Annotated in this window: 14 protein-coding genes; 9 read left to right on the top strand and 5 right to left on the bottom strand. The window is 73.7% G+C overall.

What is annotated here, in order from left to right; all coding sequences use genetic code 11:
• The first annotated feature begins 64 nt into the window (after positions 1–64).
• From ABZU69_RS02380 to ABZU69_RS02350, 7 genes are all read left to right on the top strand, one after another.
• Positions 65–526 (top strand): BlaI/MecI/CopY family transcriptional regulator, encoded by a 462-nt coding sequence (locus tag ABZU69_RS02380; protein ID WP_354962628.1) that lies wholly within the window; start codon positions 65–67, stop codon positions 524–526.
• 10 nt (positions 527–536) lie between these two features.
• Positions 537–1,442 (top strand): M56 family metallopeptidase, encoded by a 906-nt coding sequence (locus tag ABZU69_RS02375; RefSeq protein ID WP_354962627.1) that lies wholly within the window; start codon positions 537–539, stop codon positions 1,440–1,442.
• Positions 1,443–1,625: 183 nt separating this feature from the next.
• A complete protein-coding gene (locus tag ABZU69_RS02370) occupies positions 1,626–2,876 on the top strand; it encodes a cytochrome ubiquinol oxidase subunit I (protein ID WP_354962626.1) in 1,251 nt (416 codons plus the stop codon).
• 10 nt (positions 2,877–2,886) lie between these two features.
• The gene (locus ABZU69_RS02365; RefSeq protein WP_354962625.1) at positions 2,887–3,894 is read left to right on the top strand and encodes a cytochrome d ubiquinol oxidase subunit II; all 1,008 of its coding nucleotides are present in this window, start codon (positions 2,887–2,889) and stop codon (positions 3,892–3,894) included.
• Positions 3,891–5,567: a thiol reductant ABC exporter subunit CydD gene (gene cydD, locus ABZU69_RS02360; protein ID WP_354962624.1), complete on the top strand. Its 1,677-nt coding sequence runs from the start codon at positions 3,891–3,893 to the stop codon at positions 5,565–5,567. The genes ABZU69_RS02365 and cydD overlap by 4 nt, the downstream gene beginning before the upstream one ends.
• Entirely contained in the window at positions 5,564–7,402 is a 1,839-nt protein-coding gene (gene cydC / locus ABZU69_RS02355) for a thiol reductant ABC exporter subunit CydC (protein WP_354962623.1), read from the top strand. Before cydD ends, cydC begins: the two co-directional genes overlap by 4 nt.
• A 68-nt stretch (positions 7,403–7,470) precedes the next feature.
• Positions 7,471–8,145, top strand: coding sequence for a permease prefix domain 1-containing protein (locus tag ABZU69_RS02350; RefSeq protein WP_354962622.1), 675 nt, complete (start codon positions 7,471–7,473; stop codon positions 8,143–8,145).
• A 5-nt stretch (positions 8,146–8,150) separates the two neighbouring features.
• Here ABZU69_RS02350 and ABZU69_RS02345 read toward each other — a convergent pair whose 3' ends face one another.
• Positions 8,151–8,492, bottom strand: a complete 342-nt coding sequence (locus tag ABZU69_RS02345) for a helix-turn-helix transcriptional regulator (RefSeq protein ID WP_354962621.1) — start codon at positions 8,490–8,492, stop codon at positions 8,151–8,153.
• 171 nt (positions 8,493–8,663) lie between these two features.
• On the opposite strand from ABZU69_RS02345, the gene ABZU69_RS02340 reads away from it, so the two are divergent.
• Positions 8,664–9,626 carry a DNA primase gene (locus ABZU69_RS02340; RefSeq protein WP_354962620.1) on the top strand — a complete coding sequence of 321 codons (963 nt, stop codon included), beginning with the start codon at positions 8,664–8,666 and terminating at the stop codon, positions 9,624–9,626.
• A 39-nt stretch (positions 9,627–9,665) separates the two neighbouring features.
• Positions 9,666–12,062, top strand: a complete 2,397-nt coding sequence (locus tag ABZU69_RS02335; protein ID WP_354962937.1) for a transposase — start codon at positions 9,666–9,668, stop codon at positions 12,060–12,062.
• A 268-nt stretch (positions 12,063–12,330) separates the two neighbouring features.
• Here the strand turns inward: ABZU69_RS02335 and ABZU69_RS02330 are convergent, their stop codons facing one another.
• The 4 genes from ABZU69_RS02330 to ABZU69_RS02315 form a co-directional block, all read right to left on the bottom strand.
• Positions 12,331–12,924 (bottom strand): ATP/GTP-binding protein, encoded by a 594-nt coding sequence (locus tag ABZU69_RS02330; RefSeq protein ID WP_007455465.1) that lies wholly within the window; start codon positions 12,922–12,924, stop codon positions 12,331–12,333.
• A 1-nt stretch (position 12,925) separates the two neighbouring features.
• Positions 12,926–13,297 (bottom strand): DUF742 domain-containing protein, encoded by a 372-nt coding sequence (locus ABZU69_RS02325; protein WP_354962936.1) that lies wholly within the window; start codon positions 13,295–13,297, stop codon positions 12,926–12,928.
• A 98-nt stretch (positions 13,298–13,395) separates the two neighbouring features.
• The gene (locus ABZU69_RS02320) at positions 13,396–13,800 is read right to left on the bottom strand and encodes a roadblock/LC7 domain-containing protein (protein WP_354962619.1); all 405 of its coding nucleotides are present in this window, start codon (positions 13,798–13,800) and stop codon (positions 13,396–13,398) included.
• Entirely contained in the window at positions 13,797–17,441 is a 3,645-nt protein-coding gene (locus ABZU69_RS02315) for a nitrate- and nitrite sensing domain-containing protein (protein ID WP_354962618.1), read from the bottom strand. Before ABZU69_RS02315 ends, ABZU69_RS02320 begins: the two co-directional genes overlap by 4 nt.
• Between the last annotated feature and the right edge of the window lie 345 nt (positions 17,442–17,786).

The raw sequence follows: 17,786 nt of genomic DNA, 5'->3' as shown, positions 1-17,786 counted from the left end.
GGGGGTGAGGGCCGTCGGGTGGGCTTGTGGGGTGGGGGTCTACTACCGGGGGTAGGATTGGGGCGTGACTCGGTTGGGCGATCTTGAGCGTGCGGTTATGGACGTGCTGTGGGACGTGGTCCCGGGCACGTCGGATGGGGTGACCGTGCGCGAGGTGGCCGACGCGCTCGACGGCCGCGAGCTGGCGTACACCACGGTGATGACCGTGCTGGACCGGCTCGCCGGCAAGGGGATGGTGCAGCGGGAGCGAGAGGGCCGGGCCTGGCGCTACCGGCCGGCGGCCAGCCGTGAGGCGCACATCGCCCAGCTCATGCTCGACGCGCTCGACCTCGGCGGCAGCCGCGACGCCGCGCTGGTGCGCTTCGCCCGCTCGGTGACCGGCACCGAGGCCGAGGTGCTGCGCGCGGCCCTGGGCAGCGAGGCCGGGCTGACCGGGCCGGGCACGGCCGAGGCCGGCGCCGAGTTGACCGACCGCGTGGACGGGCCGGCGGGCCGACGGCCGGCCGGCGAGGCAGCGGAGCGGTAGGGCGCGCGCCATGGCCTACGCCGCGCACTTCGCCGCCACCATGCTGGCCTGCTATCTGACCGCTCAGGTGCTGGCCAGCTCCACCTGGACGTGGCGCAGCCCTCGGGTGGCGATCGTGTGCTGGCAGGCGGTCGGGTTGGCGCTGGGCCTCTCGGCGATGGGCCTGCCGATGGCGCTCGGGGTGACCGCCTACGACCTGCCGACCGGGAGCGCACTGTTCGCCCTGGCCACCGACCTCGCCCACGGCACGCTGCCGGTCGGGGTGACCGCCTTCCACCTGGCCGGTGTGGGGGTTGGCTTCGGCATCGGCGCGGTGCTGGTCACCACGACCGTGCACAGCATCCACGGCACGTTGCGCGCCCAGCGTCGGCACCGGGACCTGCTCACCCTGGTCGCCCGGAACGACCCGGCCGCGCCCGGCGCGCTTGTGCTGGACCATCCGAGCGCGGCCGCGTACTGCCTGCCGGGGGTGAAGCCGCAGGTGGTGGTCAGCGCGGGCACGCTGAGCCTGCTGGACCGGGCCGAGCTCGCCGCGGTGCTCAGCCACGAGCGCGCGCACGCCAACGAGCGGCACGACCTGGTGCTGTTGCCCTTCACCGCGCTCTGCCGCGCGTTGCCGTGGTTCCGTTGGGTCCGGGACGCGCACGAGCGGGTCGCCCTGCTGGTCGAGATGCGAGCCGACGACAAGGCGCGCGAGCTGCACGCCGAGGCGCCGCTGGCGGGCGCGCTGCGTCGGTTCGCCGCCGCGGGTCACCGGATCACCCCGGCCGGCGCGCTGGGCATGGGCGACCGCGACCTGGACGTACGCGTACAGCGGTTGCTGGTCAGCGACCGGCCGCCGCGGGTGCTGGGCGCCACCGCTCTCGCGGTCGCCACCATGCTGGTCGCCCTCCCGATCACCCTCTTCCTGAGCTGACCCGCGCTGGCCCGCCGAGTTCGGCGCGCGCTCCTGATCCCACGTCCAGGCTGAGGAGCAGGCTCCCCACAATTACTACGTCTTGTCGTAGAATTGTCTACGACAAGACGTAGTAATCAACGTGTAGCCAAGCTACGTGTAGGGTGGCTACGACAAGGCAGCCAACGCTTTGGAGAGCCGGTCATGGACACCCTGCTCCTCGCCCGTCTGCAGTTCGCCACCACCACGTCGATCCACTTCCTGTTCGTGGTCGTCACGCTCGGGCTGGTCACCCTGCTGGTCGGGATGCAGACCGCGTGGGTGCTCACGGGCAACCCGAAGTGGGAGCGGCTCACCCGATACTGGGGCCAGCTCTACGTGATCAACTACGTGCTCGGCATCGCCACCGGCATCGTGATGGAGTTCCAGTTCGGGCTGAACTGGAGCGGCCTGTCGCGCTACGTCGGCAACGTCTTCGGCGCGCCGCTGGCCATCGAGACGCTGGTGGCGTTCTTCCTGGAGTCCACGTTCCTCGGGATGTGGATCTTCGGCTGGCACCGGCTCCGCAAGGGCGTCCACCTCGCGCTGCTGTGGGGCGTGGCGCTCACCGCGTACGCCTCGGCGTTCTGGATCATGGTGGCGAACTCCTGGCTGCAGCACCCCGTCGGGTACGAGGTGCGCGACGGCATCGCCCACCTCACCGACTTCGGCGCGCTGCTCACCAATCCCAGCCTCGGCATGGCGTTCGGGCACGTGGTCTCGGCCGCGCTGCTGGTCGGCGGGATGCTGATGGCGGCCGTCAGCGCCTGGCACCTGATCCGGCGTACCCCCGACTTCGCGATCTTCCGCACCTCGCTGCGGATCGGCCTGGTCACCTCGGCGCTGGCGATCACGCTGGTGCAGGGCTTCGGTTTCGCCCAGTTCGGCCCGGTGGGCGCGGTGCAGCCGACCAAGTTCGGCCAGGGCCCGGAAGCCCAGGCGCTGATCACCGAGTGGACGGCGCGGTTCGGCCCCGGCGACTACACCCCGCCCGTGCTGGCCAACGTCGGGCTGGGCTTCATGATCCTGATCGGCTTCACGCTCGGCTGCGTCTGGCTGCTGCTCCCCCTGCTCTTCCGGGACTGGATCATCCGGCTGCGCTTCCCGCTCTGGCTGGTCCTGCTGGCCCTGCCGCTGCCGTTCGTGGCGGTGATCCTCGGCTGGATCGCCCGGGAGGTCGGCCGCCAGCCCTGGGTGGCGTACGGCCTGCTCCCCACCGAGCAGGCGGTCTCCCCCGTCGGCGCACCGGTGATGCTCGCCTCGCTGATCGGGTTCAGCCTGCTGCTGGGCACCCTCGCCGTCACCAACTGGGTGCTGCTCGCCCGGCACGCGGCGCGCGGCGCGGGTGACCCGCCGCTCGGCCGCCCGCCGGCACCGGCGAACGAACCGGCTCACCCCGAACCCGCCCTGGCCTGAGGAGATCACCGTGGACCTCGCCTGGTACGCCCTGCTCGGCCTCTTCTTCGGCGCCTACCTGGTGCTCGCCGGCTACGACTACGGCGTCGGGCTGCTGCTCGCGCGCCGCGGTGGCCCGGCCGGACGACGGGCCGCGCTCACCGCGCTCGGCCCGTTCTTCCTCGGCAACGAGGTCTGGCTGGTGGCCGCCGTGGGCATCCTCTTCGGAGCCTTTCCGGTGCTGGAGGGCGAGCTGCTCTCCGGGTGCTACCCGGCGGTCGCCGGCGCGCTGGCCGGTGTGGTCCTGGTGACCGCCGGAGTGCAACTGCGCAGCCGGCCGACCGACGAGCGGATCCGGGCCCGCTGGGACCGGGTGGTGGTGGTCGGCAGCGTGCTCGCCGCCCTGGGCTGGGGCGTGCTGCTGGCCGCGCTGCTGCAGGGCGTGCCCCGCGCGGCCGACGGGCACGTCGTCGGGGTGTCGCATCTGGCCACCCCGTTCGCGGCCGCCGCCGGGCTGGCCATGGTCGCCCTGGTCGCGGTGCACGGTGCGACCTTCCTCACCCTGCGGCTGCCGGCCGCCGACGCCGACGCGGTCGGCCGGTCGGCCCGCCGGCTGGTGCCGGTGGCGCTCACCGCGGTCGCCCTGGCCACCGTCCTGGGGCTGCTCTCCACCCGGGTACACGACGCCGTCCAGCGGCCGGCGGTGGCCGTACTGCTGCCGCTGCTGCTGGCGGCGGCGCTGCTGCTGGCCCGCGCGGCGCTGGCCCGACGGCGGCCGGGATGGGCCCTGGTCGCCACCGGCGCGGCTCTGGCACTGCCGGTGGCGCTGGTCGGTGCGGCCCTCTGGCCCTACGTGCTGGTGTCCTCGGCGGACCCGGGCACCTCGCTGACGGTGGCCGACGCCGCCGCCAGCGCGCCGACGCTGCGGCTACTCGGCTGGGTGGCGCTGCCGCTGCTGCCGGCCCTACTAGGCTTCCAGGCGATGTGTTGGTGGGTTTTCCGGGGACGGACCGACGGCAGGGCACCGGTGTACTGGTGAACCGCCGTCCCTTCGACCCGCGTCTGCTGCGCCGGGTCCCCGCGGCCCGGCGCGATCTCGCCGTGCTCGTTCTGCTCGGCGTGCTCGCCGCCGGGTTGATCGTGGCGCAGGCCACCGCGCTGGCAGCGGTGCTGGCCACCGCCGTCGACGGCCGCCTGGACCGGCCCGCGCTGGCCGCCTTCGCGGTGGCGGTCGCCGCCCGTTCGGCGCTGGTCTGGGCGCAGGGCACGGTCTCATCGCGGGTCGCCGCCACCGTCAAGGCCGCACTGCGGGCCGACCTGCTCGGCGCTGTGGGCCGGCACGGGCCGGGTTGGGTTGCCGGGCAACGGGCCGGCCAGCTCGCCACGCTGACCGGGCGCGGGCTGGACGCGCTGGACGCGTACTTCACCGGGTACCTGCCCCAGCTGGTGCTCAGCGTGACGGTGCCGGTGGCGGTGCTGGCCCGGGTCGTCTTCGCCGACTGGGGCTCCGCGGTGATCATCGCACTGACCCTGCCGCTGATCCCGGTCTTCGGCGCGCTGCTCGGCTGGCAGGCGCAGGCCGCCACGGAGCGGCAGTGGCGCCGGCTCTCCCTGCTGGGCGGGCACTTCCTGGACATGGTCGCCGGGCTGCCCACGCTTCGCGCGTTCGGCCGGGCCCGGGCGCAGACCGAGGTGGTCCGCCGGATGGCCGACGGGCATCGGGTCGCCACCATGAAGACACTGCGGATCGCGTTCCTCTCCGCGCTGGTGCTGGAGCTGGTCGCCACCCTCTCCGTGGCCCTGGTCGCGGTGCCGGTCGGCATCCGGCTGCTCGGCGGCGGGCTGGCCCTGCAGACCGCGCTGCTGGTGCTGCTGCTCACCCCGGAGGCGTACCTGCCGCTGCGGGCCGCCGGCAGCCGCTTCCACGCCAGCATGGAGGGGCTAACCGCGCTGGACGAGGCGCTCACCATCTCCGCCGCGCCCGCCGCACCCCGGGCCGCCGAGGGCGCGGCCACCCCGGACGGGCGGGGCGAGATCCGCTTCGAGTCGGTGACCGTGGCGTACGAGCGGACCACCGCGCTGCGCGACGTGACGCTGACCGTCCGACCCGGTCAGCGGATCGCCATCATCGGGCCCAGCGGCGCCGGCAAGAGCACCCTGCTCGGTCTGCTGCTCGGCTTCGTGACCCCGACCAGCGGCCGGGTCACCGTGGACGGGGTCGACCTCGCCGACGCCGACCCGGACGCCTGGCGCCGCCAGCTCGCCTGGGTGCCGCAGCGCGCCCACCTCTTCGCCGCCTCGCTGGCCGACAACATCCGGCTCGGCGCACCGGACACCCCGCCCGACGCGCTCGCCACCGCGGTGCACGACGCGGCCCTGGACGACGTGGTGGCCGGCCTGCCGGAGGGGCTGGAGACGCTGCTCGGCGAGCGCGGGCACGGCCTCTCCAGCGGGCAGCGGCAACGGGTGGCCCTGGCCCGCGCGTTCCTCAGGGACGCCCCGGTGGTGGTGCTCGACGAGCCCACCGCCCGACTCGACACCGCGGCCGAGGCGGTGGTGCTCGACGCCACCCGCCGGCTGGTCGCCGGGCGGACCGCGCTGCTGGTCGCGCATCGGCCGGCACTGCTGGCCGACGCCGACCGGATCCTGCGGATCGAGGATGGCCGGGTCACCGAGCTGACGCCCGAGCCGACCGGGAAGGTGGCCCGATGAACGCGGCACCCGAGCCGCTGGCCGGCGGGCCGGGCCCACTGGAAGCGGCGGTCGACGCCGCCCCGACCGGGCGGTCGACCGCCGAGCGGACGGTCCTGCGCCTGGCCCGGCCGTACCTGGGCCGGCTGGTGGGCGCGGGCCTGCTCGCCGCGGCCACCGAGTTCGCCGGGCTCGCCCTGATGGCGACCGCCACCTGGCTGTTGATGAGCGCCGCCGGCCGGCCACCGCTGGACCGGCTCACCGTGGCGATCGTGGCGGTCCGGGCGCTGGCGATCAGCCGGGGCGTGTTCCGCTACACCGAACGGCTCGCCGGGCACGACGCGGTCCTCCGCATGATCACCGACGTCCGGGCCCGGGTCTTCGCCACCCTCGCCGCCCGCCGCACCGCCGCGCACCGCTCGGGGGACGTGCTGAGCCGGCTGGTCTCCGACGTCGAGGCGGTGCAGGACCTTCTGCTGCGGGTGCTGGTGCCGGGATCGGCGGCGGCACTGGTCGGGCTGCTGGCGGTGGCCGGGGCGGCGCTGATCTCGCCGCCGGCCGCCGGTGTGCTCGCCGCCGGGCTGCTCATCGCCGGGGTGGCGTTGCCCGCACTGGCCACCGCGGTCACCCGGCGCAACGCGGCGGAGGTGGCCCCGCTGCGCGGCGCGCTGGCCACCGACGCGATCGACCTCACCCACGGTGCCGCCGACCTGGCCGCGTTCGGCGCGACCGGCGCTGCCCTGCACGCCGCCGAGCAGCGGGCCGGCCGACTGGCCCGGCTGGAACGCCGCCTGGCCGCCACCGGGTTCGCCGTCGACGCGGCCGGGGTGCTGGTCGCCGGGCTGACCGCCGCCGCGGTGGTGCTGGCCGCGCTGGCCGCGGACGTGCCGGGGGTGCTGGTCGGCGTACTGGCCGTCGGCACCCTGGCGGCCGTCGAGGTGGCGCTGGCCCTGGTCTCGGCGGCCCGGCAGTGGACCCAGCTGCGGCCCGGCCTGACCCGGGTGGCCGCCCTGCTCGACGCGGACCTGCCGACTCCCCGGCACGCCGCCGTGGAGCCCAGCGCGAATGGCATCGGCGGCCCGGACCGAGGCGGCGCGCACGAGCTGCGCTTCGCCGAGGTGACCGTACGGTACCGGGCCGGTGCCGCGCCCGCGCTCGACCGGGTGAGCCTGGACCTGCCCGCCGGGCGGCGGATCGCGGTGGTCGGCCCGAGCGGAGCCGGCAAGAGCACCCTGGCCGCCGTGCTGACCGGCGCGGTCCGGCCCACGTCCGGCCGGGTCACGCTGGACGGTCGCGACGTCTCGACGTACGCCGAGGAGGAGCTGCCCCGCGCGGTCGGTGGGCTGCTCGCCGAGGCGTACGTCTTCCACGCCACGGTGCGGGAGAACCTGCTGCTCGGCCGTGCCGGGGCCAGCGACGACGAGTTGGTGGCGGCGACCGCCGCCGCCGGCCTGCTGGAGTGGGTGCACGCCCAGCCGGCGGGATGGGACACCCTGGTCGGCGAGGAGGGCGGTCAGCTCTCCGGCGGCCAGCGGCAACGGCTCGCGCTCGCCCGGGCCCTGCTCGCCGCGCCGCCGGTGCTGGTGCTCGACGAGCCCACCGAGGGGCTGGACCCGACCGCCGCGGACGCCGTGCTCGCCTCCGCCCTCGCCGCCACCCCCGCCGGGCACTCGGTACTCCTGATCAGTCACCGGCTCAGCGGGCTGGCCGAGCTGGACGAGATCGTCGTCCTCGATGGCGGCCGGGTGATCCAGCGCGGTCGGCACGCCGAGTTGGTCACCGCCCCCGGCTGGTACCGGGACCAGTGGCTGCTCCAGGCGGCGGCCGAACGCGGGTACCTGGCTCTCACCCCCTGACCGGGCTCGGGGACGGACCAGGGTTCTCCCGGACGTCGGCGCGCCGGCGTCCGTGGCAGGGTGGTGCCATGCCGCGCTGTGAGGACGTGTTGGTGGAGGAGCACCTGCGGGAGCTTGCTGCCCGGTTGCAGGGGCCGGCCCGACTGAAGTCCGACCTGCTCACCGAGGCCCGGCACGGTCTGCTGGACGCCGTCGAGGCGTACCGCGAGGACGGCGTGCCGCCCACGGAGGCGCAGCGGCGTGCGGTGGCCGAGTTCGGCTCACCGGCGCAGCTGCTTCCCTCCTGGCAGGCCGAGCTGGCGGTCGGCGCGCTGCGCGGGCTCTCCCTGCGGATGCTGGCGGTGGCCGGAGTGTCGGTGGTGGCCGGCGACCTGACGTGGCGCGGGGCGAGCTGGAGCGACGGTCCGCACCCGCCGGCCGTCTACCGGTTGCTCGCCGCCTCGGTCGACTGGATCTGGATCGGCTCGCTGCTGCTCGCGGTGGCTGGCCTGCTGGTGGTGGTGGCGAGCGCCCGGTCCGCCCGGCCGGGCCTGGCCGTCGCGCAGCGCGCGGTGGGCGCCGGCCTGACCGGCACCCTGGTCCTCGGCATGCTGGCCGTCACCGCCCTCTTCGCATGGTCGATCGGGCTCTGGGACGCGGCGCTGAGCTGGCCACCGATGTTCATCGGGGCGGTGCTGGTCGGCGGAGCCTACTTCTCGCTCGTCCGCGCGGCGCGCGGCTGGCTGCTCGCCACCACCCGCTGAGCGGCTCAGGCCGGGGTGCCGGGTGGGCTGCCGGGGTCGAGGAATCGTCCGACCGTCACGCGGAACTCGTGCCAACCAGCGCGCTCACCGGCCAGCGCCCGCCGACCGGAGTCGGTGAGCTGGTACGTCCGTCGCTCCCGACCGTTGACCGTGCTCCAGGTGCTCGCGACGTGCCCGGCGCGCTCCAGCCGGCGCAGCGCGGGATAGATGGTGCCGGTGGGCAGGTCGAGGCTGCCGTCGCTGCGCGCCCGCAGCGCCTCGATGATGGCGTACCCGTGCAGCGCGCCCTGTTCGAGCACGGCGAGCAGCAGTGCGTCGAGGTGGCCGTGCAACTCCTGGGCCTTCATACGTAGCTACGCTACTTGTCGAATCGCCGGTACGCCACCGGTGGCCACCCGCGATGACCCGCGGGCCCGAACCGGTGCGCCAGCCGGTCATCGGGGTGCGGGCACCGGCCGCCCAGGACCGCCGACTAGGGTATGTGCCCAGAGTCACTCGCCGGTCGAAGACGTCGGCGGGTGGGCAACCCGAAGCACACGGAGGTCAGCGTGGCCCGCCAGTCGCCCCAACGGCCCGACGCCGACGAGCCCGAGCTCGACGACACCACCGGCCCGGCCGAGCCAGATCAGGCCGACGAGGCCGAGGAGATTGGCCTCGCGTCGACGTCGGACGACCGGTCGCTCTGGGACGAGCTGCGGATCGACCCGGTCGAGATCGCCCTGCCCGCCGGCTCCGGTTTCACGCTGCGGGCCTACCGGCCGGCGGGGGCGCTGACCCCCACCGACGTGACCGAGCGCGACCAGGACGACCCGTTCCTCGCCCGCCGTCAGGTGATCGAGGAGGACGAGGACGACGAGACCGTCGTCATCCTCGACGAGGAGTTGGCCGAGGAGTTGGCCGAGAGCGACGAGGACGAGGCGTCGCGCCGTCGCCGTGACGCCGACACGGACGCCGACGAGGCCGACGACGAGAACGCCACGGACGAGGCGGACGACGAGGAGGTGCCGGTCTTCCTCAGCCACCGGGGCAAGCTGCTGCTGTTCAAGACCCCCGAGTCGTTGGTCAGTTTCATCCGGTCCGGCGCGCCAAATGATCTGTCCCAACTGGACAGCTGGAATGAATTGTCCGAACGGGTGGAGCCGGCCGACATCGCGTCGCTCGACGAGGACAGCTACGAGCTCGACCTCGTCGTGGAGAACCTGCGCGGCGGGCACGACGCCTGGGATTCGGCCCTGCTGATCAAGGCCGGCGAGGTCGCACGTGACCTGTCGTACGCGTTGCGGCTGCCTGCGGTGCTGGACATGCTCTCCGCCGCCTCCAGCCTCGACGACCTGGACGAGGCGCTGCGGGCGACCGCCAACGGCGGGATCGGCGGTTTCATGGGCCGACGGCGGTTGAAGAAAATCGGGGCACAAACCGCAAGTTTGGGTTGGCGCACCATTGTCGGCAAGATCTCTGCGGTCGTGGACTGGCGCGACTGACCCGTACCGGGGAGCATCAGTTGCTGGCAGAGGAAAGACCTGTCCCGGGAGGAGGACGACGCCGTGGCGCTCGTGCGCGTGTACTGCGGTCTGGCCTCAGCGGATCCTGCTGACCGACCGGCCTCGGCCGGTTCGACGCTGACGTCCGCTGTGGTCGACGACGCAGGCCGTCTGCTGCATGTCTGCGAGATCGGCGACGACGCGGCTGGCTACGCCCAGCTCGTCGCGCTGCTCGTGGAGCGGTCGGGCGGGCCGAGCGGTGCGGCCATCGCCGCCGACAGCGACGACCACACGGTCACCTCGCTGCTGAGCGCGGCGGGTCGGCCGCTGGCGATCGCGGACGACGACTCGGTGGACGACTTCGCCGAGCGGTTCGCCGACGACGACTCCCTGGAGGAGATGCAGTCGCCGCCAGCCGAACGACGCGCCGTCGGCCTGGCCCGCGCGTTGCAGGCGGGCGCGCTGTCCGCGGTCACTCTGCCGGCACCCCGGGATCTCGCCGGCTACAAGCAGGTGCTCTCCGCGCACGCCGCGCTTGCCAGCGGTCGGCACTCGGCCGCCGTGGCGCTGCGCGAGGTGCTGCGCGAGCTCTACCCGGCGGCGCTGCGCGCGTATCCGGACCCGGCCGAGCCGGTCTCGCTGGCCGTGCTGGACGCCCTGCCCGAGCCGGGCATGCTGGGCGGCACCGTGGCCCGGGGCCGCGAGGTCTCGGTGGCGGCGGACGCCATCGCCGCGCACCTCGCCGCGGACGGGGTGGCCGACGCCGAGGAAATCAACGAGGCGGTCACCGCACTGCGGGTCGCCATCTCCGAGACGCCCCGCCGCGCCGCGGTGAACCGGGCGCTCACCTCCGCGGTGGCCGAGACCGTCCGGCAGGCGGTCGCCTCGGTACGGGCCTGCGACGCCGGTTGCGAGGCGCTGGTCAGCGCGCTCAGCGCACGGGCCAGCACGCCCGCGCCGGCGCCCGGTCGCCGCGCCGCCGCCCGCCGTGGCGAGTCGGTCGGCGAGCTGGCCGGCATGTCCAACACCGGCACCGGGCTGCGCGCGGTCCGGCCGACCCCGGTCGCCGCCGAGCCCGCCCCCACCGGGGGCCGACGCAGCCGCCCCGAACCGATCCCGGGTGGCGCCCCGCTGGCGTCGCCGCGCCCGCTCGGGCCACCGCCGGTCGCCCCGGCTCCGATCACCCCGCCGCCGGTCGCACCCGCTCCGGTTGCCCCGGCGGCGGCCGCCGGCCCGGCGGTGTCCGCCCTGCCGGGGCGTGGCGAACCCCTCCCGAGCCGCATCGACGGTCCGACCAACCGGCCAGTCTCCTCGCCACCGCCCCCGCCGCCCGGGATCACCCCGATCGCGCCGGCGCAGCGCGGCGCGGTGCCGCCGGCCGAGGCGGGCGAGCCGTTCCGGCCGACGTTGACGACCGCGGCGATCAACAACGCGCGGGCCGAGCGGCAACGCACGGTCATCCCGCCCCGCCCCAAGACCAACGGCGAGCCCCGGCCCAGCCATCTGCAACGCCCGGTCGACGAGGCTCCCACCGGCGGTTTCAGCGCCACCGACCTCAGCATCCCGGTGCCCACTCCCCGTCCGGGCCAGGAGTCGGCACCGCCGGGCTCCCGGGCCAACTGGCCGCTGGTCAACAACCCGGAGGACCCGGCCGACAGCTCGCCGAACAACCCGGCCGCCTACTCGTACGGCGGCGGCCGTGGCATCGACGCCCCCACCGACCCGGGCCGGGCCGACGGCCGCGTCACCCCGCCCTGGCTGGCGGACGACCTGCCGCAGGAGCCACCCATGCTGCGGCTCGTGGAGCCGCCACCGCTGGCCGACCGGGCGCTGCGCGAGGCAAGCCTCAACCCGCCCACCGACCCGCGCCTCGAGACGCCGCCGCTGCGGCTGGTCGATCGGGAGCAGGCCGCCCGCAACGGCCGCCCCGCGCCCCGCATGGAACGACCCGTCGAGCACCGGCCGTCACCCCCGGTCGAGCACCGTCCGCCACCGGTGGCGGACGAGGGCGACGGGGACCTGCTGATCTTCGCGCAGGCCAAGTCGGCCTGGTTCGTCGGGCAGACCGAGGAGTCCGACCTGGACTGGTCGACCACGGCCGACACCGGGTGGCAGGCAGCCGAGCAGGCGGCCCGTCCCGCGGTGGGCGCCGAGACGACGGCCGGTCTACCGAAGCGCGTGCCGCAGGCCAACCTGGTCCCGGGTTCCCCGTTGCGCGAGGAGCGTCCGCTGCGGATAGTGCGTGATGCGGCGAGTCTCGCGGAGAACACCACCGGCTACTTCCGTGGCTGGCGTCGGGGGCAGGAGATCGGTGGGTTCGCGGTGGGCGGCCGGCCGGGTCGCGAGGCCGCCGGCGGCTGGGACTTCAGTCGTGACCACGGTGACCGCGACGACGACCGCGAATACGAGTACCGGTCCGCCGGCTACCAGTCCTGACCCCCGGTCACCATCACCCACGCGTCTGTCCCGCCCTCAGTCAGCTGACTGGGGGCGGGAGCGCGTTCAGGCCACAGCGTTAGCCCGGCACGACCAACGCCGCCTCGTGAAGGTCCTGGACCAATCCGCCCCTGAAGGGGCCGACTGCGTCCAAGAGCCTGGAAAGGCGGCGTCTTGAAAAGAGGTGCGGGGCTGCCCGGCGAGGTGCCTCCGGACAGCACTCAGCGCCCGGTGGCGGCCGAAGCCACCACCGGGCGCGATCGCCCGGTCAGGCCGGCGCGACGGCGCGTGTACGCCGCATGGTGAGCACGTACTCGACCAGCGAGATCAGCACGTGCTTCGTCGACTCCCGGTTGCGGGCGTCGCAGGCCACCACCGGCACGTCGCTCGAGATCGCCAGCGCGTCCCGAACGTCCTGCGGGTCGTGGTACTGCATCCCGTCGAAGCAGTTGATGGCCACCAGGTACGGCAGCCGCCGGTGCTCGAAGAAGTCGATCGCCGCGAAGCAGTCGGCCAGCCGGCGAGTGTCCACCAGCACGACCGCACCGATGGCGCCCCGAACCAGTTCGTCCCACATGAACCAGAATCGAGTCTGACCCGGCGTACCGAACAGGTACAGGATCAGGTCACGGTCGATCGAGATCCGGCCGAAGTCCATGGCCACCGTGGTCGTCGTCTTGCCCGGCACCTGCCGGGTGTCGTCGACGCCCACGCCAGCGGAGGTCATGATGGCCTCGGTGGTCAGCGGCGTGATCTCCGAGACCGAGCCGACCAGCGTCGTCTTACCGACGCCGAATCCACCGGCGATAACGATCTTCGCCGACGTCACGCGCCCACTCGGGTTCGGCGGGCGGTGCGACATGTCAGAGCCTGCGAAGTCCACTCAGCACCCTCTCCAGCAGTTCAGTGCCCATCGCGTCGTCGGAGTCGTCCAAAATGGTCGGCTCGTGGACTGCGACCAGGCCGTCCGTCGCCATGTCGGCGATGAGCACCCGGGCCACACCGAGCGGGAGCTGCATCCGCGCCGCGATCTCGGCGAGCGATTGCACGCGTCCGTCACACAGCGCGGCGATGTACTGGTGTTCGCGGCCACCGTTGCCATTGGCAGCGGCCCGGCCACGCACCGTCGTCTCGACGAGCGCCTCCAGCGCGATGTCGAGCCGGGGACGGGTACGACCGCGGGTCACGGCGTATGGACGGACCAACGCTCCGGTCGGTTCGTCACGATCGGCCATGTCGCCGCTCACCTCCTTCGTACCCGGCACCGGCTCCCACCGGTGAAACCCGTCGTTGTCGTTGTTGCAGTAGCGCCGACCTCACGATCGGCGAGGCGTCAGCTCAGCATCCCCGCGGCCGCACGCGGCTGCGGGGTCAGCGCGTCGCCCACCCGGTCGACCAGCAACGCCATCTCGTAGCCGACCTGCCCGACGTCCGAGCTGCGGGCGGCCAGCACTGCGAAGGACGAGCCGTCCGAGATGGACATCAGGAACAGGAAGCCATTGTCCATCTCCACGACGGTCTGCAGCACAGCGCCTCCCTCGAAGCAGCGGGCCGCTCCCTGGGTGAGGCTGACCAGACCGGACGCGATCGCGGCGAGCTGATCGGCCCGGTCCCGCGGCAGATCCCGTGACGACGCGAGAAGCAGGCCATCCGCCGAGACGGCGACCGCATGCGCGACACCGGGCACCCGGTCAGCGAAGTTGGCCAGCAGCCAACCAAGATCCTGCGTAGTTGTCATCCTTCTTGCTCCTTCTGCCCGCTCCCGGCCGCTGGGCCTGAGCCAGACTGCGAGGATTGCTGCCCTCCCGGAGTCGCCTCCGGGCTGGTCGGGTTGTCCGAGGTGCTACGCCCTCGCTGCACGCCCCGGTGGTAGGCGGAGAGCAGGCCACGGACCGCCTCCGGGGAACGCCGCTGGACCGAGGTGGTGGGCTTCTCCACCGCGCCGGGGACCAGCTGCGCCATCGGCTTGCGCTTCGGCAGACCGGTCGTGGTGGTCTCGCTCACCGGGACCGCGCTGGCCGCTGCCGAGGCGGCACGCCAGCCGTCGTCGGCGGCGGTCTGCCAGCCGTTGGTCTGTGGCGGTTGGGGCCGGCGGTTCGGCAGGCTCTCGGCGAGGCTGGGGCGGGTGCCCCCGTTCGCTGTCGACCCGTTGTCCCGCGGCGCTCCTCCGGCCGTCGGAGTGTCTGCCATCGGTGTGTTACCTGTCGTCCCGGGTGGTGTCTTGTGGACTGCCCGGCCGCTGGCCTCGACCGTCGCGAACTGCTGGGTCGCGGTGCCGCCATTGGCCGCCGGCTGGGCGGCCGGTGCGGCTGCCTGAGCCGCTGCCGCCTCCTCCGGACCCGGCCGACGGGTACGGAACCAGGCCGACTCGAGCTCCCGGAAGATCGGCAGCTCCATGGTCTCGTCCGCGTACCGCTGCCGATTCTGGGCCTGCGGCTGCTGCGGCGCCGGCCGGCTCTGCGCCGGTGCCGCCGAGGTCGGTGCCGTCGGCTGAGCCGTGGCGGCCGGCTGCTCGGCGGGTCGCTGCACCCGCGGCAGCTCCGTCGTCATGTCCAGGGCGGCGGCGAACCGCTCGGGCACCGGCGGGGTGGCCGCGTCCCGGTCGCCACCGGGCACCGGCGGCCAGGCCGGCGGCGCGGGGGCGTTGGGCGCCTGGGCGGGCGGGGCCGATCGGGGCGCGAAGCCGCTGAACGACTGGAACGACTGGGCGGACGCCGGCGGCGCCGAGTACGGCTGACTCGATGCCGGCGGGGCCGAATAGGGCTGACCGGCTGGCGGCGCCGAGTACGGCTGACCGGCCGGCGGGGCCGAATAGGGCTGACCGGCCGGCGGGGCCGAGTACGGCTGACCCGAGGCCGGGGCGGCCGACACCGGCGGACCGGCGTACGGCGCACCCGAGTAGGGCTGCGCGGAGTACGGCTGGCCGGAGGCCGGCGAGGCGGAGACCGGTGCGCCGGAGTAGGGCTGCGCGGAGACCGGCGGCGGCGAGTACGGGTGCGCCTCGGGGCTGCTGGGCAGCTGCCGTGGAATGGCCGGCTGCTGGCCCGCGTCCGGAGAGTCGTCGCCGGCGCGGCGCTGCGGCAGCGGGTCGATCGGCTGTCCGTTGGCCGTCCGCGGGGTGAACCCGTCCCCGCCGTTCGTGCCGGCCGCACCGGTCAGGTCCGACCAGGCCGGCATCGAGCGGTACGCACCGGCGTTGGCGGGGGTGCCGGCGCCGTTGCGCGAGGCTGGGTCGAACGGGCGACCACCCAGGGTGACCTGGTTGCCGGACTCGCTCGGGCGAGGGCCGTTGCCCAGCGCGGGCAGCGCGCCGAAGGCCGGAACCGGGCCACCGCCCTGCGGGCCACCGGCCGCGGGCAGCGCCGGCGGCTGCTGCATCCGGCCGGAGAGCGCCCGGGGCACCAGCACCGAGGTCGGCAGGGTCACGTCGGCGACCGTGCCACGGTCACCACCGGGACGCAGCTCGACCCGGACCCCGTGCCGGGACGCCAGCCGGGCGACCACGACCAGGCCCATCATGCGGGACACGGCCACGTCCACCTGCGGCGGCGTCGCGAGACGCTCGTTGAGCTCGTTCAGCTGGTCGTTGCTGATGCCGATGCCGCGGTCCTCGACGTAGAGCGAGGTGCGGTCGCCGACCCGGCGGGCCTCGACCATCACCTGCGAGTCCGGCGGCGAGAACGCGGTCGCGTTGTCGAACAGCTCGGCGACGAGGTGCACCAGGTCGTTGACCGCGTGCGCGGCGACCTCGATGTCCCGGTCGATGACCCCGAACTCGATCCGGGTGTAGTGCTCGACCTCGGACTGCGCGGCGCGCAGCACGTCGATGAGCGCCGCCGGCTCGCGCTGCACGCGGGTGGAGTCGGCGCCGGCGAGCACGAGCAGGTTCTCGTCGTTGCGGCGCATCCGGGTGGCCAGGTGGTCGAGCTGGAACAGCTCGGCCAGCCGGTCCGGGTCCTCCTCGCCGCGCTCCAGCCGGTCGAGGTGCCCGATGAGGCGGTCGACCAGGATCTGCGAACGGCGGGCCAGGTTGACGAACATGGTCGCGACGGAGGCGCGCAGCGCCGCCTGCTCGGCGGCGGTTCGGACGGCTTCCAGGTGGACGGCGTTGAACGCCTCGGTCACCTGGCCGAACTCGTCCTTGCTGCGGACGGGGAGCGGCTCGGCGATCTGGTTGGCCAGCTGCACCGGGGAGAGCTGCCCGACGACCTGCGGGTCACGCAGTCGGGCCACCGCCTGCGGCAGGCCGTACTGGGCGACGGAGAGAGCGCCCTGCCGCAGCTCACGCAGCGAGCGGGCCATCGAGCGGGCGACCAGGTACGCGAAGAGGATGGCCAGCAGCAGCATGCTGAGCAGCAGGCCGGTCTCCAGGAACACCTGACGCTGGACGTCCGAGCGCAGGTTGTCGGCCTCGGCGACCACGTCGCCGTCGAGCTTCGTCTCGACGGTGCGGATCAGCTTGGCGTTGGCCGTCATGGCCGAGTCCCACTGGTCCGGGCCGAACGGCGCACCGCTCATGTCGCCGGTGGTGTTGCCGTCGATCCAGCCGGTGTAGTTCTGCGCCTCCCGACGGTCACCGCCGGCGACCGTCTGGTCGTGGAACTTCGCCTCGTCGGGGCTGGCGACGGCTTTGAAGCTCTGCAGGGCCTGCTGCTGACCGGTGCCGCTGGCGATGTAGTCGGTGCGCAGCACCGGGGTCATCCGCCGCTGCTCCGAGCCGAGGGCGCGGTGCACGACGACCCGGCGGACGGAGAGGAACTCCTTCTCCCGGGCGATCGCCGCGGCGGCCCGCATCCGGTCGCTCAGGTCGCTGTTGCCGGCGAGTTGGGTGGCGGAGTCACGGATGGCGAGCAGGTCGTTGATCAGGCGCTCGTACGCCTGAATGGTCTCGGTGAGCTTGAGTTTGCCGTTGAACACCTGGCTGCGGACGCCTGGCAGGTCCTTCAGGGTCTGGTCGATCCCGTTGAGCACGCCCTCCAGGCTGCTCGGCAGGTCCTCGATCTCGGCCCGCTGCTGCAGGTAGGGGCCCCTCGCCTGGTCTACCCGGGAGTTCACCCGGTTGTAGGCCTCCTGGTACTGCGCCGTCGGCTGCGTCCCCTTGGCCCCCAGCAGCAGCACGGCGGTGGTCCGCTCGTCCTGAAGCGTGTCGACCAGGTCACCCGAGTAGCTCGACAGGTTGGCCAGGTCGCCGGCCCGGTTGGCATTGTTGAGCGTCTCCAGGTGGTCGACGAGACCACTGGTGCCCACCACGACCGTGGCGATGGTCGGCACGATCATGATGAGACCGAGCTTGGACCAGATCGGCATGTCCCGGAGCCGGCTGGCCGGTCGGCGCAGCCGCGACAGGAAGGAGCCCGCCGTCTTTGGCCGTTTGCTCACGTCACCGCCCTCGCGATTACAGCTTGAACGCGTTGCCCCCGCGCAACGCCCAGCGTCCGACCCGGCGGGTCGGACCCCCGAGATTCCATCACGCCGCCCGGCAAGAAGAAAGCCCAGGTTGTCACCCGCCGAAGGTGTGATGAGATGTTGATGCGATTTGATAGCAGTCCGTCTGGCCGGAGTAACTGAAGGTAATGAAACATCCGCACCGCGTTGTCCTGCTCGCTGGCCCTTCTGGCTCTGGAAAGTCGTACATAGCGCAGCAAACCGGCCTACCGGTGCTCTGCCTGGACGACTTTTACAAAGATGGCGATAACCCTACGTTGCCGCGCCGAAACGGCCAGG

It is taken from the genome of Micromonospora sp. NPDC005206 (assembly GCF_040608175.1).
Lineage (GTDB): Bacteria > Actinomycetota > Actinomycetes > Mycobacteriales > Micromonosporaceae > Micromonospora.
The sequence above is the reverse complement of the archived record's forward strand: the minus strand, read 5'-3'. Positions and strand labels throughout refer to the sequence as shown.